Origin of the sequence: Microbacterium sp. SL62 (assembly GCF_026672635.1) — a bacterium.
GTDB lineage: Bacteria > Actinomycetota > Actinomycetes > Actinomycetales > Microbacteriaceae > Microbacterium > Microbacterium testaceum_A.
The window spans coordinates 3,131,678-3,147,492 of sequence record NZ_JAPPRM010000001.1; the positions used below are offsets into that span (position 1 = coordinate 3,131,678).

The 15,815-nt window shown below is 68.1% G+C and carries 17 protein-coding genes; 4 read left to right on the forward strand and 13 right to left on the reverse strand.

What is annotated here, in order from left to right:
- Positions 1 to 15: 15 nt before the first annotated feature.
- The 3 genes from aztC to aztB are packed head-to-tail and all read right to left on the reverse strand — an operon-like array spanning position 16 to position 3,017.
- Positions 16 to 915 (reverse strand): zinc ABC transporter substrate-binding protein AztC, encoded by a 900-nt coding sequence (aztC, locus tag OVA26_RS14995; RefSeq protein ID WP_268104664.1) that lies wholly within the window; start codon positions 913 to 915, stop codon positions 16 to 18.
- Position 916: 1 nt separating this feature from the next.
- Positions 917 to 2,131 carry an ABC transporter gene (locus tag OVA26_RS15000; protein ID WP_268104665.1) on the reverse strand — a complete coding sequence of 405 codons (1,215 nt, stop codon included), beginning with the start codon at positions 2,129 to 2,131 and terminating at the stop codon, positions 917 to 919.
- A 31-nt stretch (positions 2,132 to 2,162) separates the two neighbouring features.
- On the reverse strand, positions 2,163 to 3,017 hold the full coding sequence (aztB, locus tag OVA26_RS15005; protein WP_268104667.1) for a zinc ABC transporter permease AztB: 855 nt from the start codon (positions 3,015 to 3,017) through the stop codon (positions 2,163 to 2,165).
- A gap of 56 nt (positions 3,018 to 3,073) precedes the next feature.
- Here aztB and aztA point away from each other — a divergent pair, with 56 nt between their 5' ends.
- Positions 3,074 to 3,724, forward strand: coding sequence for a zinc ABC transporter ATP-binding protein AztA (gene aztA / locus OVA26_RS15010; RefSeq protein ID WP_268104668.1), 651 nt, complete (start codon positions 3,074 to 3,076; stop codon positions 3,722 to 3,724).
- Here aztA and OVA26_RS15015 read toward each other — a convergent pair.
- On the reverse strand, positions 3,696 to 4,124 hold the full coding sequence (locus OVA26_RS15015) for a MarR family winged helix-turn-helix transcriptional regulator (protein WP_268104669.1): 429 nt from the start codon (positions 4,122 to 4,124) through the stop codon (positions 3,696 to 3,698). The two genes, aztA and OVA26_RS15015, sit on opposite strands and share 29 nt — an antisense overlap.
- A gap of 141 nt (positions 4,125 to 4,265) precedes the next feature.
- On the opposite strand from OVA26_RS15015, the gene OVA26_RS15020 reads away from it, so the two are divergent.
- Both OVA26_RS15020 and OVA26_RS15025 read left to right on the forward strand, forming a co-directional pair.
- The gene (locus OVA26_RS15020) at positions 4,266 to 4,634 is read left to right on the forward strand and encodes a DUF7882 family protein (protein WP_144786015.1); all 369 of its coding nucleotides are present in this window, start codon (positions 4,266 to 4,268) and stop codon (positions 4,632 to 4,634) included.
- Between the two features lie 91 nt (positions 4,635 to 4,725).
- A complete protein-coding gene (locus tag OVA26_RS15025; protein ID WP_268104671.1) occupies positions 4,726 to 5,073 on the forward strand; it encodes a hypothetical protein in 348 nt (115 codons plus the stop codon).
- 55 nt (positions 5,074 to 5,128) lie between these two features.
- Here the strand turns inward: OVA26_RS15025 and OVA26_RS15030 are convergent, their stop codons facing one another.
- Entirely contained in the window at positions 5,129 to 6,094 is a 966-nt protein-coding gene (locus OVA26_RS15030; protein WP_326493374.1) for an NAD-dependent epimerase/dehydratase family protein, read from the reverse strand.
- Between OVA26_RS15030 and OVA26_RS15035 the strand changes: the two genes are divergently transcribed.
- Positions 6,072 to 6,698, forward strand: coding sequence for a ScbR family autoregulator-binding transcription factor (locus OVA26_RS15035; protein ID WP_268104673.1), 627 nt, complete (start codon positions 6,072 to 6,074; stop codon positions 6,696 to 6,698). The genes OVA26_RS15030 and OVA26_RS15035 overlap by 23 nt on opposite strands.
- Here OVA26_RS15035 and OVA26_RS15040 read toward each other — a convergent pair.
- The 8 genes from OVA26_RS15040 to OVA26_RS15075 all read right to left on the reverse strand — a co-directional run bounded on the left by OVA26_RS15040 (position 6,667) and on the right by OVA26_RS15075 (position 15,809).
- Complete coding sequence (locus OVA26_RS15040; RefSeq protein WP_268104674.1) at positions 6,667 to 7,626, reverse strand: AfsA-related hotdog domain-containing protein; 960 nt, start codon at positions 7,624 to 7,626, stop codon at positions 6,667 to 6,669. The two genes, OVA26_RS15035 and OVA26_RS15040, sit on opposite strands and share 32 nt — an antisense overlap.
- Positions 7,627 to 7,877: 251 nt before the next feature.
- Positions 7,878 to 8,063, reverse strand: a complete 186-nt coding sequence (locus tag OVA26_RS15045; RefSeq protein ID WP_268104675.1) for a hypothetical protein — start codon at positions 8,061 to 8,063, stop codon at positions 7,878 to 7,880.
- Between the two features lie 52 nt (positions 8,064 to 8,115).
- The gene (locus OVA26_RS15050; RefSeq protein WP_268104676.1) at positions 8,116 to 8,904 is read right to left on the reverse strand and encodes a hypothetical protein; all 789 of its coding nucleotides are present in this window, start codon (positions 8,902 to 8,904) and stop codon (positions 8,116 to 8,118) included.
- Positions 8,904 to 9,782 (reverse strand): ABC transporter ATP-binding protein, encoded by an 879-nt coding sequence (locus tag OVA26_RS15055; protein WP_268104677.1) that lies wholly within the window; start codon positions 9,780 to 9,782, stop codon positions 8,904 to 8,906. The genes OVA26_RS15050 and OVA26_RS15055 overlap by 1 nt, the downstream gene beginning before the upstream one ends.
- Before the next feature lie 19 nt (positions 9,783 to 9,801).
- Positions 9,802 to 11,952: a peptidase domain-containing ABC transporter gene (locus tag OVA26_RS15060; RefSeq protein WP_268104678.1), complete on the reverse strand. Its 2,151-nt coding sequence runs from the start codon at positions 11,950 to 11,952 to the stop codon at positions 9,802 to 9,804.
- The gene (locus OVA26_RS15065; protein WP_268104679.1) at positions 11,952 to 12,329 is read right to left on the reverse strand and encodes a hypothetical protein; all 378 of its coding nucleotides are present in this window, start codon (positions 12,327 to 12,329) and stop codon (positions 11,952 to 11,954) included. The genes OVA26_RS15060 and OVA26_RS15065 overlap by 1 nt, the downstream gene beginning before the upstream one ends.
- Entirely contained in the window at positions 12,326 to 15,403 is a 3,078-nt protein-coding gene (gene lanM / locus OVA26_RS15070; RefSeq protein ID WP_268104680.1) for a type 2 lanthipeptide synthetase LanM, read from the reverse strand. The genes OVA26_RS15065 and lanM overlap by 4 nt, the downstream gene beginning before the upstream one ends.
- Positions 15,404 to 15,626: 223 nt before the next feature.
- A complete protein-coding gene (locus tag OVA26_RS15075; protein WP_268104681.1) occupies positions 15,627 to 15,809 on the reverse strand; it encodes a hypothetical protein in 183 nt (60 codons plus the stop codon).
- Between the last annotated feature and the right edge of the window lie 6 nt (positions 15,810 to 15,815).

The following is a 15,815-nucleotide window of genomic DNA, read 5'->3' on the forward strand; positions in this document are numbered from 1 at the left end:
GTGGGGTGGGTCTCGTCAGGGTGAGAGCCCGGTGGCGATGCGCTGCATGTTCACGCGCATCATGGTCAGGTAGTCGGGGGCGTCACCGCTCGCGTCGGTCAGCGATTCGGTGAACAGCTCGGTCACGCCGACATGGCGGTCGGCCTCGTCGGCGAGAGCGCGGACGAGGCGGTCGGGAGACGACGACTCGGCGAAGATCGTCGGCACCTTCGCCTCGTCGATGCCCGACACGAGGTCGGCGAGGTCGCTCGCGCTCGGGGCGGCGAGGGTCGTGCCGCCGGGGATCACGGCCCCGATGAGGCGGAAGTCGAAGCGAGCGGCGAGATAGCCGAACACGTGGTGGTTGGTGACCAGCGCCCGGCGCTCGGCGGGAATTGCGGCGAAGGCGGCGGTCATGTCGGCGTCGAGCCGCTCGAGCTGCGCGCGGTAGGCGGCCGATCGCTCGGCGACCGCGGTCCCGCCGAGCTTCTCGAGCTCCGGGGTGAGGCGGTCGACGACGGCGATCATCTGCGCGGGGTCGGTCCAGAAGTGCGGATCGTCCGCCCCGTCGGCGTCGGTCGAGGTGTACGGCAGCACGGTGACGGCGTCACCGGCGACGATCGTGTCCACCCCGTCGGCCTTCGCGGCGTCGAGGTGGTGCTGCAGGCCCTCTTCGAGGCCCAGACCGTTCGCGACCAGCAGGTCCGCCGAGCGCATGCGCGCGGCCTCCGCGGCCGAGATCTCGAACGAGTGCGGGTCGGCGCCCGGGCGCATCAGAGTCATCACGTCGACGTCATCGCCGACGAGGTTCGACACCACGTCGCCCAGGATGTTCGTGGTCACCACGACCAGAGGGCGGTCGGATACTGCGCCGCCGGCGCACCCGCTCAGGCACAGCAGGGCTGCCGCGGCGAGGGCGGCGAGGGTACGGCGCATGTCAGCGTCCCGTCTCTGCGAAGAAGAGCGGCGAGCGCTCGGGGCTGAACTCGCGCGCGATGCGCGCGCCGTCGGCGAAATCGATCTCCCACAACCGGCCCTCGGCGGGCCCGTTGAGGTACGCGCGCTGTTGGTCGGCGACGAGCGTCACGGGAAGCCCCGCGGCGAGACTCTCCGAGACGAGGGGGACGGATGCCGCGCGTACCGCGCCGCTGTCGCCGTCCAGGGTGAGCACCCGGCCACCGGCGCTCAGCGCCAGCACGTTCGCGGTCTTGTCGTCGACGGCGGTGACCTGAACGAGCGGCTCGGGCGCGGGAAGAAGGGTCCACGTGCGCGCCCGGGTGTCCAGGATCCAGATCCCGACGTCTCCGGCGAGAGCTGCGACGCGGGGTCGCCCCTCGCGGTTGTGGAAAGCCGTCGCCCGCGGCGCGGTGGTGCCCGGCGGGTACGGGACGACCTCGACGACCGGCTGATCGCCCTCGACGCTCGCGAGGACGGCGCCGTCGCGGCATCCGATCACCGCTCCGACGCGGGTCGTGATCGTGCCCGCCGGGTCGATGCACGGCGTCGTCGGGCCGAGTAGGGCGCCGTCGACCGCGCGCAGCGACACCTCTCCCCCGGCGGCGACCGCCGCGAAGGAACCGACGGGGGCGACGAGACCCGCACCCGACGCCGTCGTCACGCGGAACTTCTCGACGACCTCGCCCTTCGACAGCGCTTCGGTATCGAGCAGAACCGCCTCGCCGGAGCCCGGGAAGAACACGCCTGTGCCCCCCGTGGTCGAGGAGTTCGACGTCGCGATCGTGGCGACGCCCTCCCCCGCGACCTCACCGAGCACGCGCGCGGGCGCCCGGTAGTAGTGGAAGTGGTCGACGTGGTCCCAGGTCCACACCCCGCTGTCGACGATCGAGACACCGTGGTCGTCGGCCGAGAAGAGGTAGCGACCGTCGGAGTGCACCGCGGCGGGCGCGCGGACGACCCCCAGCTCGGCCGTGGTCTCGTCGAGCAGGTCGAGGTGCGAGACGCGGCCGCCGGCGTCGATGGAGGTCAGGCCGAGCGCGGGCTCCGCCACTTCCGCCGCGCCGTCGATCCGACCGTGCGCGTCGGATTCGGGGGCGACTGTCGAGGCGGACGGCGCTGGCGGGGCGGCGCAGCCGGCCAGGGCGAGCAGGAGGAGGGCACCGACGGGCGCGAGGCGGCGGGAGGAGTGAGACATGGGGGCTTTCCAGGGGGAGCGGGACAGGGAGTCAGGCGGGTGCGGGCGTGGCCGCGAGGACGCGACGGCGCATCTCGTTCGTCGCCCGGCGCAGGAGCCCCGAGACGCCGGCGGCCGCGATCGCGGTGGCGGCGATCGTCGCCCCGGCCGCCGTGGCCGCGTGCCACGACACGACGAGACCGACGGCGACGGCGAGAGCGCCGATGGCGGCGGCGAGCACCATGGTCGAGGGGATGCGCTCGGTCCATTGCCGCGCGGCCACGGCGGGGGCGACGAGCAGGCCCACGACGAGCAGCGAACCGACGGCCTGGTACGACGCGACGACCGCGAGGGTCACGAGGCCCACGAGGACCGTCTGCGCCACGCGCGGACGGAGGCCGAGGACGCGCGCGACGCGCTCGTCGATCGCAAGGGCGATGAGGCAGCGGTGCGCCAGGGCTGCGGCGGCGATCCCCAGGGCGACCGCGACGGCGAGCACGATGAGGTCGTCGGCGGTGACCGCCAGGATGTCGCCGAACAGGATGGCCGTGGCATCCGTCGCGAAGCTCCCCGCGTGCGAGATGACGATCACCCCGAGTGCGAGCATGCCGACGAAGAGCAACCCGATGCTCGTGTCGTACGACACCTTCGCGCGGCGCTGCAGAACGCCGATGCCGAGGCTCATCACGACGGCGCTGACCGCCGCGCCCGCCAGCACGGGGAGCCCCAGCACCGTGGCCAGTGCCACGCCGGGGAGCATGCCGTGGGCCAGCGCCTCGCCCAGGAAGGCCATCCCCCGCACGATCACCCACGTGCCGGCCACCGCGCACAGCACGGCGACGAGCACGCCGCCCAGAAGCGCGCGCTGCACGAAGACGAGCGAGAAGGGATCGAGGAGCCAGGACACGATGTCCGACCGTAGCGTTAACTGAGAACGGTTATCAAACTCATATGATGGATGCCATGACGACATGTGCCCTGCGCGCTCGCGGTCTCCGCGTCGAATTCCCCGGGGTCGTCGCGCTCGACGACGTCGACCTCGACCTCCCCGACGCGGCCCTCACCGTGATCGTGGGACCGAACGGCGCAGGGAAGTCGACGTTGCTCGAGGTGCTCGCGGGCGCCCGCCCGTCGGCATCCGGCTCACTCGAGGTCGATGGTCGATCGCGCGCCTTCGTGCCGCAGCGTGCAGCCGTCGCGGAACACCTCCCCCTCACCGTCCGCGACGTCGTCACCGTCGGAGCCTGGGGCCACCTCGGCGCATTTCGGCGCCTCACGCGCGCGTACCGGGAGTCCGTGGATCACGCGATGCGAAGACTCGATGTGGCACCCCTCGCGCGGCATCCGTTCTCGTCCCTGTCGGGCGGGCAACGGCAGCGTGCGCTCCTCGCGCAGGGACTCGCCCGCGCAGCGGACATCCTTCTGCTCGACGAACCGACCACGGGCCTCGACGCGGCGAGCGCGGAGCTCAATCGCGCCGCGATCAGCAGTGAGACCTCACGCGGGGCAGCCGTCGTGTGCGTCAGTCACGATGAGCGGTTGATCGACGAGGCGGACCACCTGATCCGCATCGAGGCCGGTCGCGTCAGACCCGCGAGCGAACGCGTTCGGTGATCCGTCGCAGCAGCGCCGCGGCGGCCTCCGCCACCTCGCGCGGCTCCAGGCCCACCGCCGCCTCGACCTCGGTCGGGAACCGGCGCAGCGCACTCCAGGGCTCGGCGTCGAGGTCGACCTCGAGGTAGATGTGGTTGACACGACGATCTTCGGCGTCGAGTTCGCGGCGCAGCAGTCCGCGACCGATGAGCCGATCGACGAGGGTCGTGACCCCGGCGGGTGTCACACCGAGGCGCGAGCGCAGGTGCGAAGGTCGGATGCCGGGCTCGTCGCAGATGCAGAACAGAGCGGCCGCTTCGAGCTCGCTGACACCGAGATCGGATCGCGCCTTCGCTGCCATCTCGTCACGCGCTCCGACGTACTCGTCGAGTGCGAGGGTCAACGCAGAGGACTGTGTCATTTCCGCCACCTCCTCTTCGCGGCCCGGCCGGCCACATCTCCACCATAGTGAACATCTCAAATATTTTGTGACATTAATTAATTCCGTGAAATACGTGCTACCTTAACGATTAGCCCGTCGACCCAAGCGAAGGAGATCGCCATGGCCACGTTGTTCTACGGATCCGACACGGACCCCATCGTTCTGCCCGATCGCCTGATGGGGTACATCAAAGTCATCACCTCGACCAAACTGCGGCGCGGAGAATCCTTCACGCTGACCTGGACGGGAACCGCCGACGAGGCCGGGCGCTCCACCATCTGGCTGCAGCCGTCCATCCCCCTGCGCTTCGTCTTCGACGCGGTAGAGCCCGAACAGCTCGCCGGCGATTACCTGCGCTCGCTCGCCGATCAGGCGAACGCCGCGTCGGGACTGGTCATCGACACGCGCACGTGGGAGGCCGCCGAAGAGGCGAGCCATACCGCGGCCCGCCCGACCCGCACCGCCGGTCGTCCCGTCCGCGCCGCCTGATACCACCTTCCGCACGATCGATCCAGCCCCGCTCCGCACCCGTCATACTGTTCGGGCGCGTCACATTCGCGCGAATGGATCGGAGAGGCCCGTGCCGGTACGAACGCTGCTCGACAAGTCACTGCTCGAAGCATGGCTGACCGAATTCCGCGAGCTCGGCTACCTCACCGGCAGTGACATCCGCGTCCTCGACCAAGAGGATGACGCCGACCCCGACGCCGGGCTCATCGTCGTCGACCTCAGCGAGGCCAAGACCATCACCTACCTCCAGCCCATCACGGGCGGCGACGGCAGCTGGAAGGCGACGATGGAGGCGCGCGACGCCACCATCGAGCTCGGCGCGGTCGCCTTGGTGAACCTCGGCAACGAGGTCAACGTGCTGGGCGCGCTCGTCGCCTTCCTCGAGACGAAATCGAAGGCGCTGCTGGCTGCCGGTTAGGCGACGCCACGCCCCGGCCCGGCAGGCTGTCCCGTCCGGCTCAGTGCTCCACGGCTCACGTCACAACGCCCTGGTACCACTCTCGGTCGGCACGGGTGAGCATCTTGCCCGGCGAGACCCGATTCTCGGCTCGAGACGTGAAGGTCGAGTCGCGCAAGAGCATGGTGAGCTGATGATGACTGAGACCAGCGCGCCGCAGAACGGTGCGTGCGGCGTTCTGCGACACAGGGGATACGCGTCGCAGCGGATGCCCCACCGGCAGGACGGCGTCGGTCAGGTGAGCGAGCGATACAGGGTCTCCGTGGTGCGGGTGGAGGACTCCCGTCAGATCATCGTCCTCGACTGCGCTCCAGATCTGACTCGCGAGAGCGCCGACACCGATGACCGACGCCTTCGGCGGGTTCCGAGGTGTTCCGCCGATCAGCGAGAGAGCGCGGACCAGGGAGGGAACGACGTGGCGGTCCGACCGGCCGACGACCAGATGAGGCCTGAGGACGAGCCCTCCGGCTTCCAAGACATGCCGTTCCGCGCGTCGTCGCGACCGGCTCGCGACCGAGGACGGCCGCGCGGGGGTCGACTCGGACGCCATGTGGAAAGGGCCCGAGCCGTAAACGCCGGTCGTGCTGACGTAAATGATGCGGCTCACTCCGGCGTCCTTTGCCGCGCGAACGAGATTGCGCGTGCCTTCGTCGTTCACGTCGTGCGCGCGAGAGGGCTCCGATCCGATATAAGAGGCGCAGTGGATGAGCACCCGCGCGCCCCGCAGGAACTCATCGAACGACGACGGCGTCTCGAGCCGACCTGTTACCGCACGGTGAGGGACCTTCGTGTGAGGATGTGGTGCGCGCAGAAGCAGGGACAGCCTGCATTGCGTAGAGCGGATGAGGGCGGATCCGATGAAACCGCTGCCACCGGTAACGGCGACGACCTCTTCATCGAGCACGGGGGCGACACTTCCGAGATTCGGACGGTGCGCCACGTGAGACAAGGACCGAGATATGCAGCCTCGAGCTCTGGCCACCAAGGAATCGCTGCTGCTGGTGGCCGCGGAGGAGTTCTCCGCACATGGTTACCGCGCGGCGAGCATGAGAGATATCGCCAAAGCCGCAGGGCTGACGCAGGGCGCTCTGTACTTCCACTTCAGTTCGAAGCAGAAGCTCGCCGCGGAGATCATCGGGCTGCAGCACGCGGAGTCCATCTCCGCCGTCCAAACGGTTCTGGCCTCCGACATGTCCGGACTCGAGGGCATCGCCCGGCTCTCCTCCACCCTCGCCCGGCAGATCAGCACGAACCCCCTGGTTCGAGCGGGTCTGCGGCTGAGTACCGAGTCGATCGACGAACTCGCCGGAGTGTCCTCGCGTCCCTATCGAGAATGGATTGCCGCGTGCCGAGTTCTGCTCGAGAGGGCCTCCGCTCGGGGTGAGCTGCGGAACGGGCTCGACCTCGACGCGGCGTCGGAGCTCATCATCAGCGCATTCAGCGGGACGCAGTATCTCACGGTCGCGCTCGGCGGCGCCGTGACGCTCGAGGAGCGATTGGACAGGCTGTGGCCCATGCTGCTCGGGGGGTTCACGAAGGAGCCCGGCCACCCCCCTACGCCCCGGCCCGCTCACGAACCGCAGTGACGGATTCCCGAGGACCCCGGCTTCGCGCGTGAATCGTGGCAGTGGCGACGGTCTGCTCACGAAGGTTCCGGATCTCCATCTCGAACGCGTCCTCATCGAATCGCACGGCATGCTCCGTCACGTGGACGTCTAGCGGTTCCGTGAGCTCGGCGAAGCGGCAGAACACCCCGTCGAAGGAACGAAGATCGTCCGCAGCCAGGCGGCTCTCCCGGAGCGCAACGCTTCGCAGTGCCGAGACGAGAAGCATCCCGGGAATGTGATCAAGCGGGTGATCGAAATAGAACGGATCGTGCGGATCGAACCGGATCTGCCAGATCCCCGACCCTTTGGCGACGATAGACAACGCGGCTGATCCGGGCGGCGCGGGCTCGAGCCCGGAGCTGATCGGTGCGTGTCGACGCATCCTGGTGTAGACCGCCGGAGGAAGCACCTGCAGGTCGCCGAATCCCCGCGCCACGATCCGGCCATCGACACGGAAGGTCACCCGGGCATCGAGGCTGCGGAGTGCACCCGAGCGCTCGACGACCCGCGACACTGCGATGTCCGCGTCGGGCACGCGGCCGTCCTGCGCCCCCCTGCCCTCGATCTGCACCGTCAGACGTCGCATGACGAAGGCCCATCCGAGGGGCACGGCGAAGTGATGATGAGCGCAAGCGATCACGACCTGCCGCGTCCACTCCGAAACCGCCATGGACAGCTCCCCCTGAGCACCCACGGGCTTTCGCAGTTCGAAACTCATCTCGTGGGCGGAGAGGCGCCGGGTTCGACGAACGAGGACGGCTTCGTCGAACCGCTTATGGGTGTGCGCGCGGTCGACGTCGATCCAGTCATCGACGTGTTCCATCCCCGCCGGCCCGATCGCGGCCGCATCGACCGCCATCGCCCCGATACCCCACCGTTCGCCCCCGGACACCGTCGTCAGTCGCACCGTTCCCCCCTCTGAGCGCCGATTCGGACGACCTCGAAGGGCGCCGTCATCGATCGCTGCCATTCGAGCCTAACGGGAACACATATCGATCGCTATCTTGTCGGCCTGTTCCGGTGAAGGTTCCGCCCGCGAGAGCCGAGCGGATGCCGACGGGCCTGAACCCGAACTCCCACCAGGGAGATAGCGGGCGATCGGGAGGGGAGATGACAAAGGGCGCCGACCTCAGGTCGGCGCCCTCCCTCATCCGTGTCTCAACTCAGCGCGCGCCGACGCTGCCACCACCGCGCGAAGGCGATGATGAGGCCGGCGACGATGAGCATGAGTCCGACCGCGGCGAGGGGCGTCGCCCCCACGACGATGCTCCCGACGGCGATCACGGCTCCCGTGACGACCAGGACCATCTGCAGCGTGACGATCGAACGGTTCTTTTCGGACATGAGCTCCTCCTCTGGTTGTGGGTCTTGCTTCGGACGTGCTCCCTGCACGGGGTCAGCGCGACTCGCGCGTTCGGAAACCGGCCACATAGCCGACGATGCACGCGACGAGCGCGTAGGCGCAGAGCGTCAGGATCGCCGCGGGGACGTCGAGCGCCGCCCCACCCATGGCCCCCATCGCATTCGTGCTTCCCCCCGCTTCCACCGGCCAGACGATCGACCAGTTCGCGGCCCCCGGCAGGTATTTCCCGACGGTGGCGAACACCTCGTTCTCGTTCGAAAGACTGGTGAGCACGGGTTCGACGAAGAGGGCGACGACGAAGACCACGAGGATCGCTGCGACCTGGCTCCGCAGGAGGAGCCCCAGGCCGACGCCGAAGACACCCCAGAGGACGAACGCGAGGATCGTCCGCCCTCCCATGCTCACGACCGTAGCCGTGAGCACGGGCGACTCCAGTCCATTCACCACGTAGCCGTTGTGCACGAAGGCGAAGCTCACGACCACCGCCACCGCGCCCAGCGCCGCCGACAAGAGCGCGACGACGACCGCTTTGGCCACGACGATGCCCGCGCGCGTTTTGAACCACAGCACGGTCATCCACACGGTCGAATGCGCGAAGTCGCTCGTGACCACGAGGGCCCCCAGCAGGAACGGCGCGAAGTAGGCCGAGCGCCCGGCGAAGCTGAAGAGGTAGTCGCGCGCGACATCGTTTGCCCCGCCTCCCAGAACGTTCAGCGAGCTGATGGCCGGCAGCCCCGCGCAGAAGGCGACGAGGAGCGCGAGCACGACGAAGAGCCCCGGGGTCGTCGTCGCCTTGCGCAGTTCGTGCATGACGAGTTTCACTATGCGCCTGCTTTCACGGTGGCCCGGGAGAAGAGCATCTCGAGGCTCGCGTGGCTCTCGCCGACCCGGGCCAGATCGAGACGCTGGGTTGCGACGAAGTCGCTGGCCGCATGCTCCCAGCTGAGCGGCACCCCCACCGTCGATGCGCTCGGTCTGTCCACCAGCACCCCCCTGCGCGCCGCTTCCGCCGCGAGCAGGTCGACGGAACCCCCCACGTAGAGCGCCAAAGCCTCGGTCCCCGACCTCCACTCGACAAGGCTGCCCTGATAAACGCAACGGCCGCGATCGAGCAAAACGATGTCGTCCACGAACCGCTCCGCCTCGTTCAGAAGATGGGAGGACACGACAACGGTCGTGCCCGACTGAGCGAGCGCTCGGATGAGCTCCCGGAACCACTGCGTCCCCTGCGGGTCGAGTCCGTTCAACGGCTCGTCCAGGATCACGCACGACGGCTCCGCGAGGAGCACGTGCGCCAGCGCCAATCTCCGCCGCATCCCGAGGGACAAGCTCCCGATACGTTTCCGCCGGTGATCGACGAGACCGACCGTCTCGAGCGCCTCCCGGACAGCGGCGGAGCTCTGATCGAGAGCGGAGGCCGCGATGCCGAGTTGGGCTCCCACGGATCGCAACGGGTGGAACGACCAGTTCTCGAAGAAGACGACGAGCCCGCCTCGTCCGCGGTCCACCTCGGAGAACGGTCTGCCGTCGAAGGTGACGACTCCCGCATCAGCGTGTGCGAGATCCACGATGCACTTCAACAGAGTCGTCTTCCCCGCACCGTTGGGCCCGAGCAGACCGGTCACCCTGCCCGGCGCGATCTGCAGTGACAGATCCTGCAGAACCGGTACGCGGTGGTATCGCTTGGACAGCGAGCGCACGTCGATTCCGAGTGGTGTTCTAGGCATGGGTTTCCTCCCGCTCGTGGATATGCTGAGCAGCGAGCAAGGCTCGGTATTCCGGCAGTGCTTGCAGTTCTTGGTGGGTCCCGTGCCCGAGGACACGTCCCTCTTCGAGGAAGACGATCTTGTCCGCGTCGACGATGGTGCTCAGTCGATGCGCGATGACGACTCGGGTGACGCCGAGCTCCGCGAGGTTACGGGTCACCCGTGCCTCGGTCATGGCATCCAGGTGTGAGGTGGCCTCGTCGAGGACGACGAGGCGGGGGGAACCCACGAGCGCGCGCGCGATGGCCAGCCGCTGCATCTGGCCGCCCGACAGCCCCGCACCGCCCTCCCCGAGGGGCGTCTTGTAGCCCAGCCCCATCGCGCGGATGTCGTCGTCGAGTTCTGCAACGCGTGCAGCGGCGACGACGCGGTCCAGCGGAACGTCGGTCCTTCCGAAACGGACGTTCTCTTCAATGGATGCCGCGATCCCCGTGTTGTTCTGAGTCACGATCCCCGTCTGCTTACGGACACTGTCGAGATTCACCTCTTCCAGCGCGAAGCCGTCGAACAGGACCGTCCCCTCCTCAGGGAGCAGTAGTCCCACGCAGAGCCGGGCGAGGGTGCTCTTGCCGGACCCCGACCGGCCGACGATGGCGACGAAAGACCCCGGCTCGATGGTGAGGGAGACCTCTGACAGCGTCGCCCGATCGGCAGCGCTGTATCGATACGTCACTTCGCGAAACTCGATGCCGCCGACGAAATCGAGCACCGGCCGATCCTGTCCGATGTCCTCGCTCTCCTCCTCGAGAATGTCGCGGAGTCGGTCGAGATGGACGCGAACGGTGAGGATCGCCTGAAGGTTGGTGCCGACCGCCCGAGCTGGCGCGACGGCCGCCGAGGCGAGGGCCGTCGCTGCGACCATCGTCCCCACGCTGATGTCGCCGGCGAGAACGAGTGCAGCGCCGAGCGAGAGGATCACGATGGGGTTGATGAAGCTCACCACGTCGAAAAAGGATGTCGTGGCATTGTCCAAGCGCGCCCGGCGAACGGACCACCCGAGTTGCCGGCCGAATGCGACGGCGTAGCGTCGGAATGCCGGCCCTTCACCGCCGAACGACTTCACGGTTTCGATCCCGGTGATCGCTTCCAAGAGAACGCCCTGAGCGTCTGCGCTCTCCTTGATCTCGCGGTCGGCCAGACGCCGGGCCGCCGGTGCGACGACGACGAGCGCGACCGTGTACAGAGCGATGACGGCCGCGACGGCGAAGACGAAACGTACGTCGAAGGTGCCGAGCACCGCGAGGTACAACGTGATGAAGATGGCGTCGATCGCGATCGGGAAGAGCCGGCCGCTCAACGTGTCGCGGATGAAGCTGACACTGCCGAAACGAACGAGCAGGTCCCCTGCGGGACGGTGCTGGAAGTACGAGAAAGGCAACGAGAGCAGGTGCTGGAAAACCCGCAGGATCATCGACGCGTCGAGATACTTCTCGAGCCACAGGATCGTCTCGTATCGCAGCGCGGCGAAGCCGAGGTACGGCAGAGCGACGGCCGCGGCGACGAGCAGGATGATGCTCGCCCCGTCCATTCGGCCGATGGGGACGATCGTGTCGATCACCCATCGAGTCAGCATCGTCCCCAGGATGCCCGCCGCAGAAAGGGAGAGCGAGGCGACCACCAGGGCGAGCAGTCCGCTTGCGCGCCGAGGCAGGAAGGGCGCGAAGAATCGGATCAATCCCAGTCCCGCGCGCGGTTCCCGCACCAGCCGCGCCGTAGGCTCGATGACGAGCACGATGCCATCGGCGTGGGAGGCGAATTCATCACGGGTGTACACCGTGCGGCCGATGGCGGGGTCGGCTACCCACACGCGGTGGGCGCTCATCTTCTCGACGACGACGAAGTGAGCGCCGTTCCAGAGGGCGAGGAAGGGGCGCTCCAGAGCCGAGTACATATCGTCACCCACCCGGAGAGCACGCGCGGTGAACCCCTCCTCCTCCGCCAGCCGCTTGAGCTGGAGAAGATTCGCGCCGTCCCGTCCGACCGGTGACTGTGTCCGCAACGAACGGATACTGCGATGGTGGCCCGACGCGGAGAACAGCATCGCCAGCGCAGCCAGCCCGCACTCGGTCTCCGTCGCCTGCAACGTCAGTGTGATTCGACGCATCAGTGAGCGATCCCCTCCACGACGGTTCGGAGCAAGGGCGCCGAGCCCGCCGTTCCCACCAGCGGGGCGTCGCCGTCCCAGTCGACCGCGAGACGATCTGTCGGACGCAGCGATACGACGTAACGCGAGTCCTCCTGTCGATGGAAGCGGACGACCTCCAGCGCGGCGCCCTTCGACGTCGTCCAGGCCTGTCCCACGGCCGGCTCGAAATCGGTCACGACGAGAGCGTCGATCTCCCCGCCCACGGCGATGACGCGTCCATCGAAATGCTGCGGCGTCGACACCAACGCGAGGAGGGCGCCGCCCACGAGCGATCCCGCGACGACCAAGGCGATCACGCGCCGCCGGGGCGTGTATTCGGGAACACCGTGCGTCATGACACGAGCTCACTGATGGCGACGCGAGCCGGCCACGCGTCGAGGGTCAACATGCTCAGCGTGTTTCGCCGCTCGGCGGCCAACAGCGCCAGGCCCCAGGCCGTTCCGGAGAGACCCATCATGGCGTCGGGAATGGCGACACCTCTGAGGGCACCTGATCTCCATCCGCGATGGGCCGCCGTGCGCAGAATATCGCCCACCGCGTCGTCCACGACGCTCTGGAGCGAGGAATCGACGGCTCCGCGATCGATGAGGTGTTGAAGGATGACCGTGTTCCCGAGCTTGCCGTGGCACAGGGAGTCATCAGCCCCGTATCGCGAATCTTCCCGGACCGTCGAGAGCAGGCTCTCCACCGCCTGCTGTGCCAGCGGGACCGTGGGTTCAGCCAGCAGTCCCGGGGCGATGGCGGCGATCTCCGCGCGGGCCATCAGCTCACCTGGCGCGCCATGGCACCAGGCCCTCATCACATCGTCGTCGCTCGTGTCGATGCGCAGGTCCGGCCAGTCACCGCTGTCAGGAAGATACCGGGCGTCGTCGTACAGGAGCGCGCTGCGGGCCGCTTCGAGGGCATCGTCGCGCCCCAGAAACACGCCGGCGCGCGCCAGCGCCAGCGCGATTCCGGCCGTGCCGTGCGAGAACCCGACGAGGCCGACCTGCGTCTCGGGCTCGAGCCACCGGAGGCCGACATCGGCGGGCTCGGCGAGCTCGAGGAGCCTGTCCACGAGCACCGTGAGCGTGTCGCGCAGCTCGGCGTCCGACACCACGTCACGGACGGCCAGCACAGAGAGGATGCCTCCCGCGACTCCCGATACGACATCGCTCTCCGCCGTGCGCGGGGCGACCATCCGGATAAGCGCGAGGACGTCCGAGAGGAGGTCACGGATGCCGGTCGCCCGGCGACGCCGCTCCATGTGGGCGCACGCGAGGGCGAATCCGCCCAACTGCCCGTAGCCGCCGACGTCGATACCGTCTTTGAAGCTGGAAGGGTCGTCCAGTCCACGACGGAGGACCTCGCCGTACTGCTGGAGCTGCGCTTCCATGCCGTCGAGGGTCGCCTCGAGATCAGCCGCCCCGAGCAGGTGCTCGACGCCGGCGAGGGCCGTGTAGATACCGGCCACCCCGGCGTAGAAACCCACAGATGGCGCGGTGACCGTCCAGTGATTGCCCGGGACGACCATCAGGGAGATCCACGCCGGAATTCCCCCGTCGGATCGCGCGGCGAGCGACGTCACGTAGATCGCGAGATCCTCTGCTGCCGCTGCCGCGGCGGCCGCGACGGTCGCCCCGCTCGTCAACACGGGACGCGGCGCCGGATTGACGTCGAACGGGAGCGAGCCGTTGGCCACGTACGAGGCCTCGATCGCCGCGAGTTCATATCGGATCTCCTCGGGTCGAAGGCGTCTGATGGCACGGGCCTGCACGGATCTGAGGGCAGACTCGCCGCCGGAGCCTTCGGCTTCGATGGGCTGCGCGAAGTAGGGGATGTCACCGAGCCGAAGGCTGTCGATCTCCGCCGCGATGCGCGAGTTCCTGCGGGCCGAGTCGCCGTAACCCAGCAGGAGCTTGCAGAGAACGAGGTCGCGGTCGCGACCGTCCCGCAGGAAATCCGGGTGATAGGACTCGAGCATCACCTTCGCGTAGACCATGGTCGGTCGGGGGATTTCCCGCGAAGGACTCCCCGCGAAGGCGGCCAGCGCACCGTTCTCTCCGGCGAGCTCCTCAGCGTCATCCGCCCAGGCACGCATCACTCGAGCGAAGCCGTCTGCGAAAGCCGGTCCACGGTCGGGGAGGTCGTGCCGGTGGAACTCGTCGTTGTCCGGTTCATCGGCATATCCGGCCGTCACGGTCATATCGTCGGTGCCGAGCCCGTGCAGGATCGGGACCTTGAGCATCGATCTCTGCCCCGGGACATACCCGACGACCGAGATGTCGGTGGAGAAGAATCCGCCATCCTCGCTCGTGATGATCTTCGAGGGCAGAATGCCGACGGTCGTCACGGAGTCGCGGAAGCGAGAAAGCCCGAAGTTCTCGTTGACGATCTCGTCGGACGCCATCGTTCGCTCCGTGTGGAAGAGCGTCTCGGTGTCGATGGCGTACGGGAACCCCTTCGACAGGATGACGTTCTCGTGATGGAAGTCATTGGCCTGCAGCAATTGCAGGATGGCGGTCAGGGCTCCCAGACGCGACCCCACGAGCTCGGCGTCCGCCGGAGACGTCGGCACGGCCTCGATGAGTTGATGCCAAGAGTGCGTGCCCTTGTCGAGAACAGTGGGGTGGCGAAGGTCGAGTCCCGCGACGCGATCGTTCGTCGAGGCCAACAGGTCGGCGAACGCGATGTCGATGTGTCCGCTCCGAGGCTTGAAGACCACTCCGCCGGAGGCGGTGCGGACGATGGCGACGGTGCGACCCCGATTGTGGGTGTCGCCCGCCCCGAATGTGACGGTGATCGCCGATTCGTCCGCGCTGAAAAGACCGGCCGCGACGAGGGCTTCGCGATCGCGCAGCGCGGCCGCGAAGAATTCACGCCGCGACTCCTCCCACAGTTGCAGCTTCTCGGCGATGACGCGCACGAGAACCGGGTACTCCGCGAACAGCCGGTCTTGCAGCTGCGAGGTGCGCAGATGCCGGAGGAAGTCATCGAAACGGGCTTCCGGCGTATCGCCGACGAGTTCGTCGCGCTCTTTCATCCGGTGCATCTCGAGAATCGCCACTCGCGACGCCGCCTGCCCGAGGGAGTCGAGCGGTAACGAGTCGACGCACGATTCCGCAAGGGCAACGTGACGCGCACGCTCCGCGGCGCTCGCGCCGCTGAGGTGCTCCTGCAGCTGAGTACGGAGCCGACGCTGGGCACCGTGCAGGACGGGCTCGAGGTAACCCATCAGTCCCAGTCCGTGAAGATGCCCCCCGTGGGACTCTCGCCCGTCGTCCAGCGCGGAGAAGAAGTAGTCCACCCAATCCGGCGCCGCGCGAGGCAGCCGATCCCGCAGGGATTCTCTCGTCTCCCCGAGCAACTCGCGAAGACGCGCGACGGATATCCCGAGCGGCTCGAGAGCGTGCGCTTCGTCGCGCTTCATCGCCGGAAGAGTTCGCCATCTCGCGTACTCGGCACTCCCCACTTCCGCGTCGATAGACGTGGGGCCCCCCGCCGCCACGTCACGCTCGCTCATGTTCGCGGCCATCTGCCACTCGCATCGCCTGTTCATGCATGTCCCCCCGGTGCTGTCCGTCATCGTCGTTTCTCCCGCCGAGGCGGTGGGGAACCTCGGGTCCCCCACCACCCCGTTCAGACCGGCGCGATCAACAGCGACCGTCGCAGGCGAGCCCGCACACGGTCCAGCTCGAGTACCACGGCTGGCACCAGCAGCACCCGAAGGTGCCCACGACATTGCTGCCCTGGGCACCACCCGCGATCTTGTTCAACGTCCCGTCGTCGAGCTCCTCGAGATCGACGATCCCCACGGAAAATGCGGTTGCAGTCATCGGTCC

Coding starts and splice junctions, on each gene's coding strand:
- OVA26_RS15045 (WP_268104675.1), bottom strand. CDS start 8,063: ATGTCCGAAAAGAACCGTTCGATCGTCACGCTGCAGATGGTCCTGGTC.
- OVA26_RS15065 (WP_268104679.1), bottom strand. CDS start 12,329: ATGACGCACGGTGTTCCCGAATACACGCCCCGGCGGCGCGTGATCGCC.
- aztA (WP_268104668.1), top strand. CDS start 3,074: ATGACGACATGTGCCCTGCGCGCTCGCGGTCTCCGCGTCGAATTCCCC.
- OVA26_RS15015 (WP_268104669.1), bottom strand. CDS start 4,124: ATGACACAGTCCTCTGCGTTGACCCTCGCACTCGACGAGTACGTCGGA.
- lanM (WP_268104680.1), bottom strand. CDS start 15,403: ATGAAGCGCGACGAAGCGCACGCTCTCGAGCCGCTCGGGATATCCGTC.
- OVA26_RS15075 (WP_268104681.1), bottom strand. CDS start 15,809: ATGACTGCAACCGCATTTTCCGTGGGGATCGTCGATCTCGAGGAGCTC.
- OVA26_RS15060 (WP_268104678.1), bottom strand. CDS start 11,952: ATGCGTCGAATCACACTGACGTTGCAGGCGACGGAGACCGAGTGCGGG.
- OVA26_RS15035 (WP_268104673.1), top strand. CDS start 6,072: ATGCAGCCTCGAGCTCTGGCCACCAAGGAATCGCTGCTGCTGGTGGCC.
- OVA26_RS15000 (WP_268104665.1), bottom strand. CDS start 2,131: ATGTCTCACTCCTCCCGCCGCCTCGCGCCCGTCGGTGCCCTCCTCCTG.
- aztC (WP_268104664.1), bottom strand. CDS start 915: ATGCGCCGTACCCTCGCCGCCCTCGCCGCGGCAGCCCTGCTGTGCCTG.
- OVA26_RS15020 (WP_144786015.1), top strand. CDS start 4,266: ATGGCCACGTTGTTCTACGGATCCGACACGGACCCCATCGTTCTGCCC.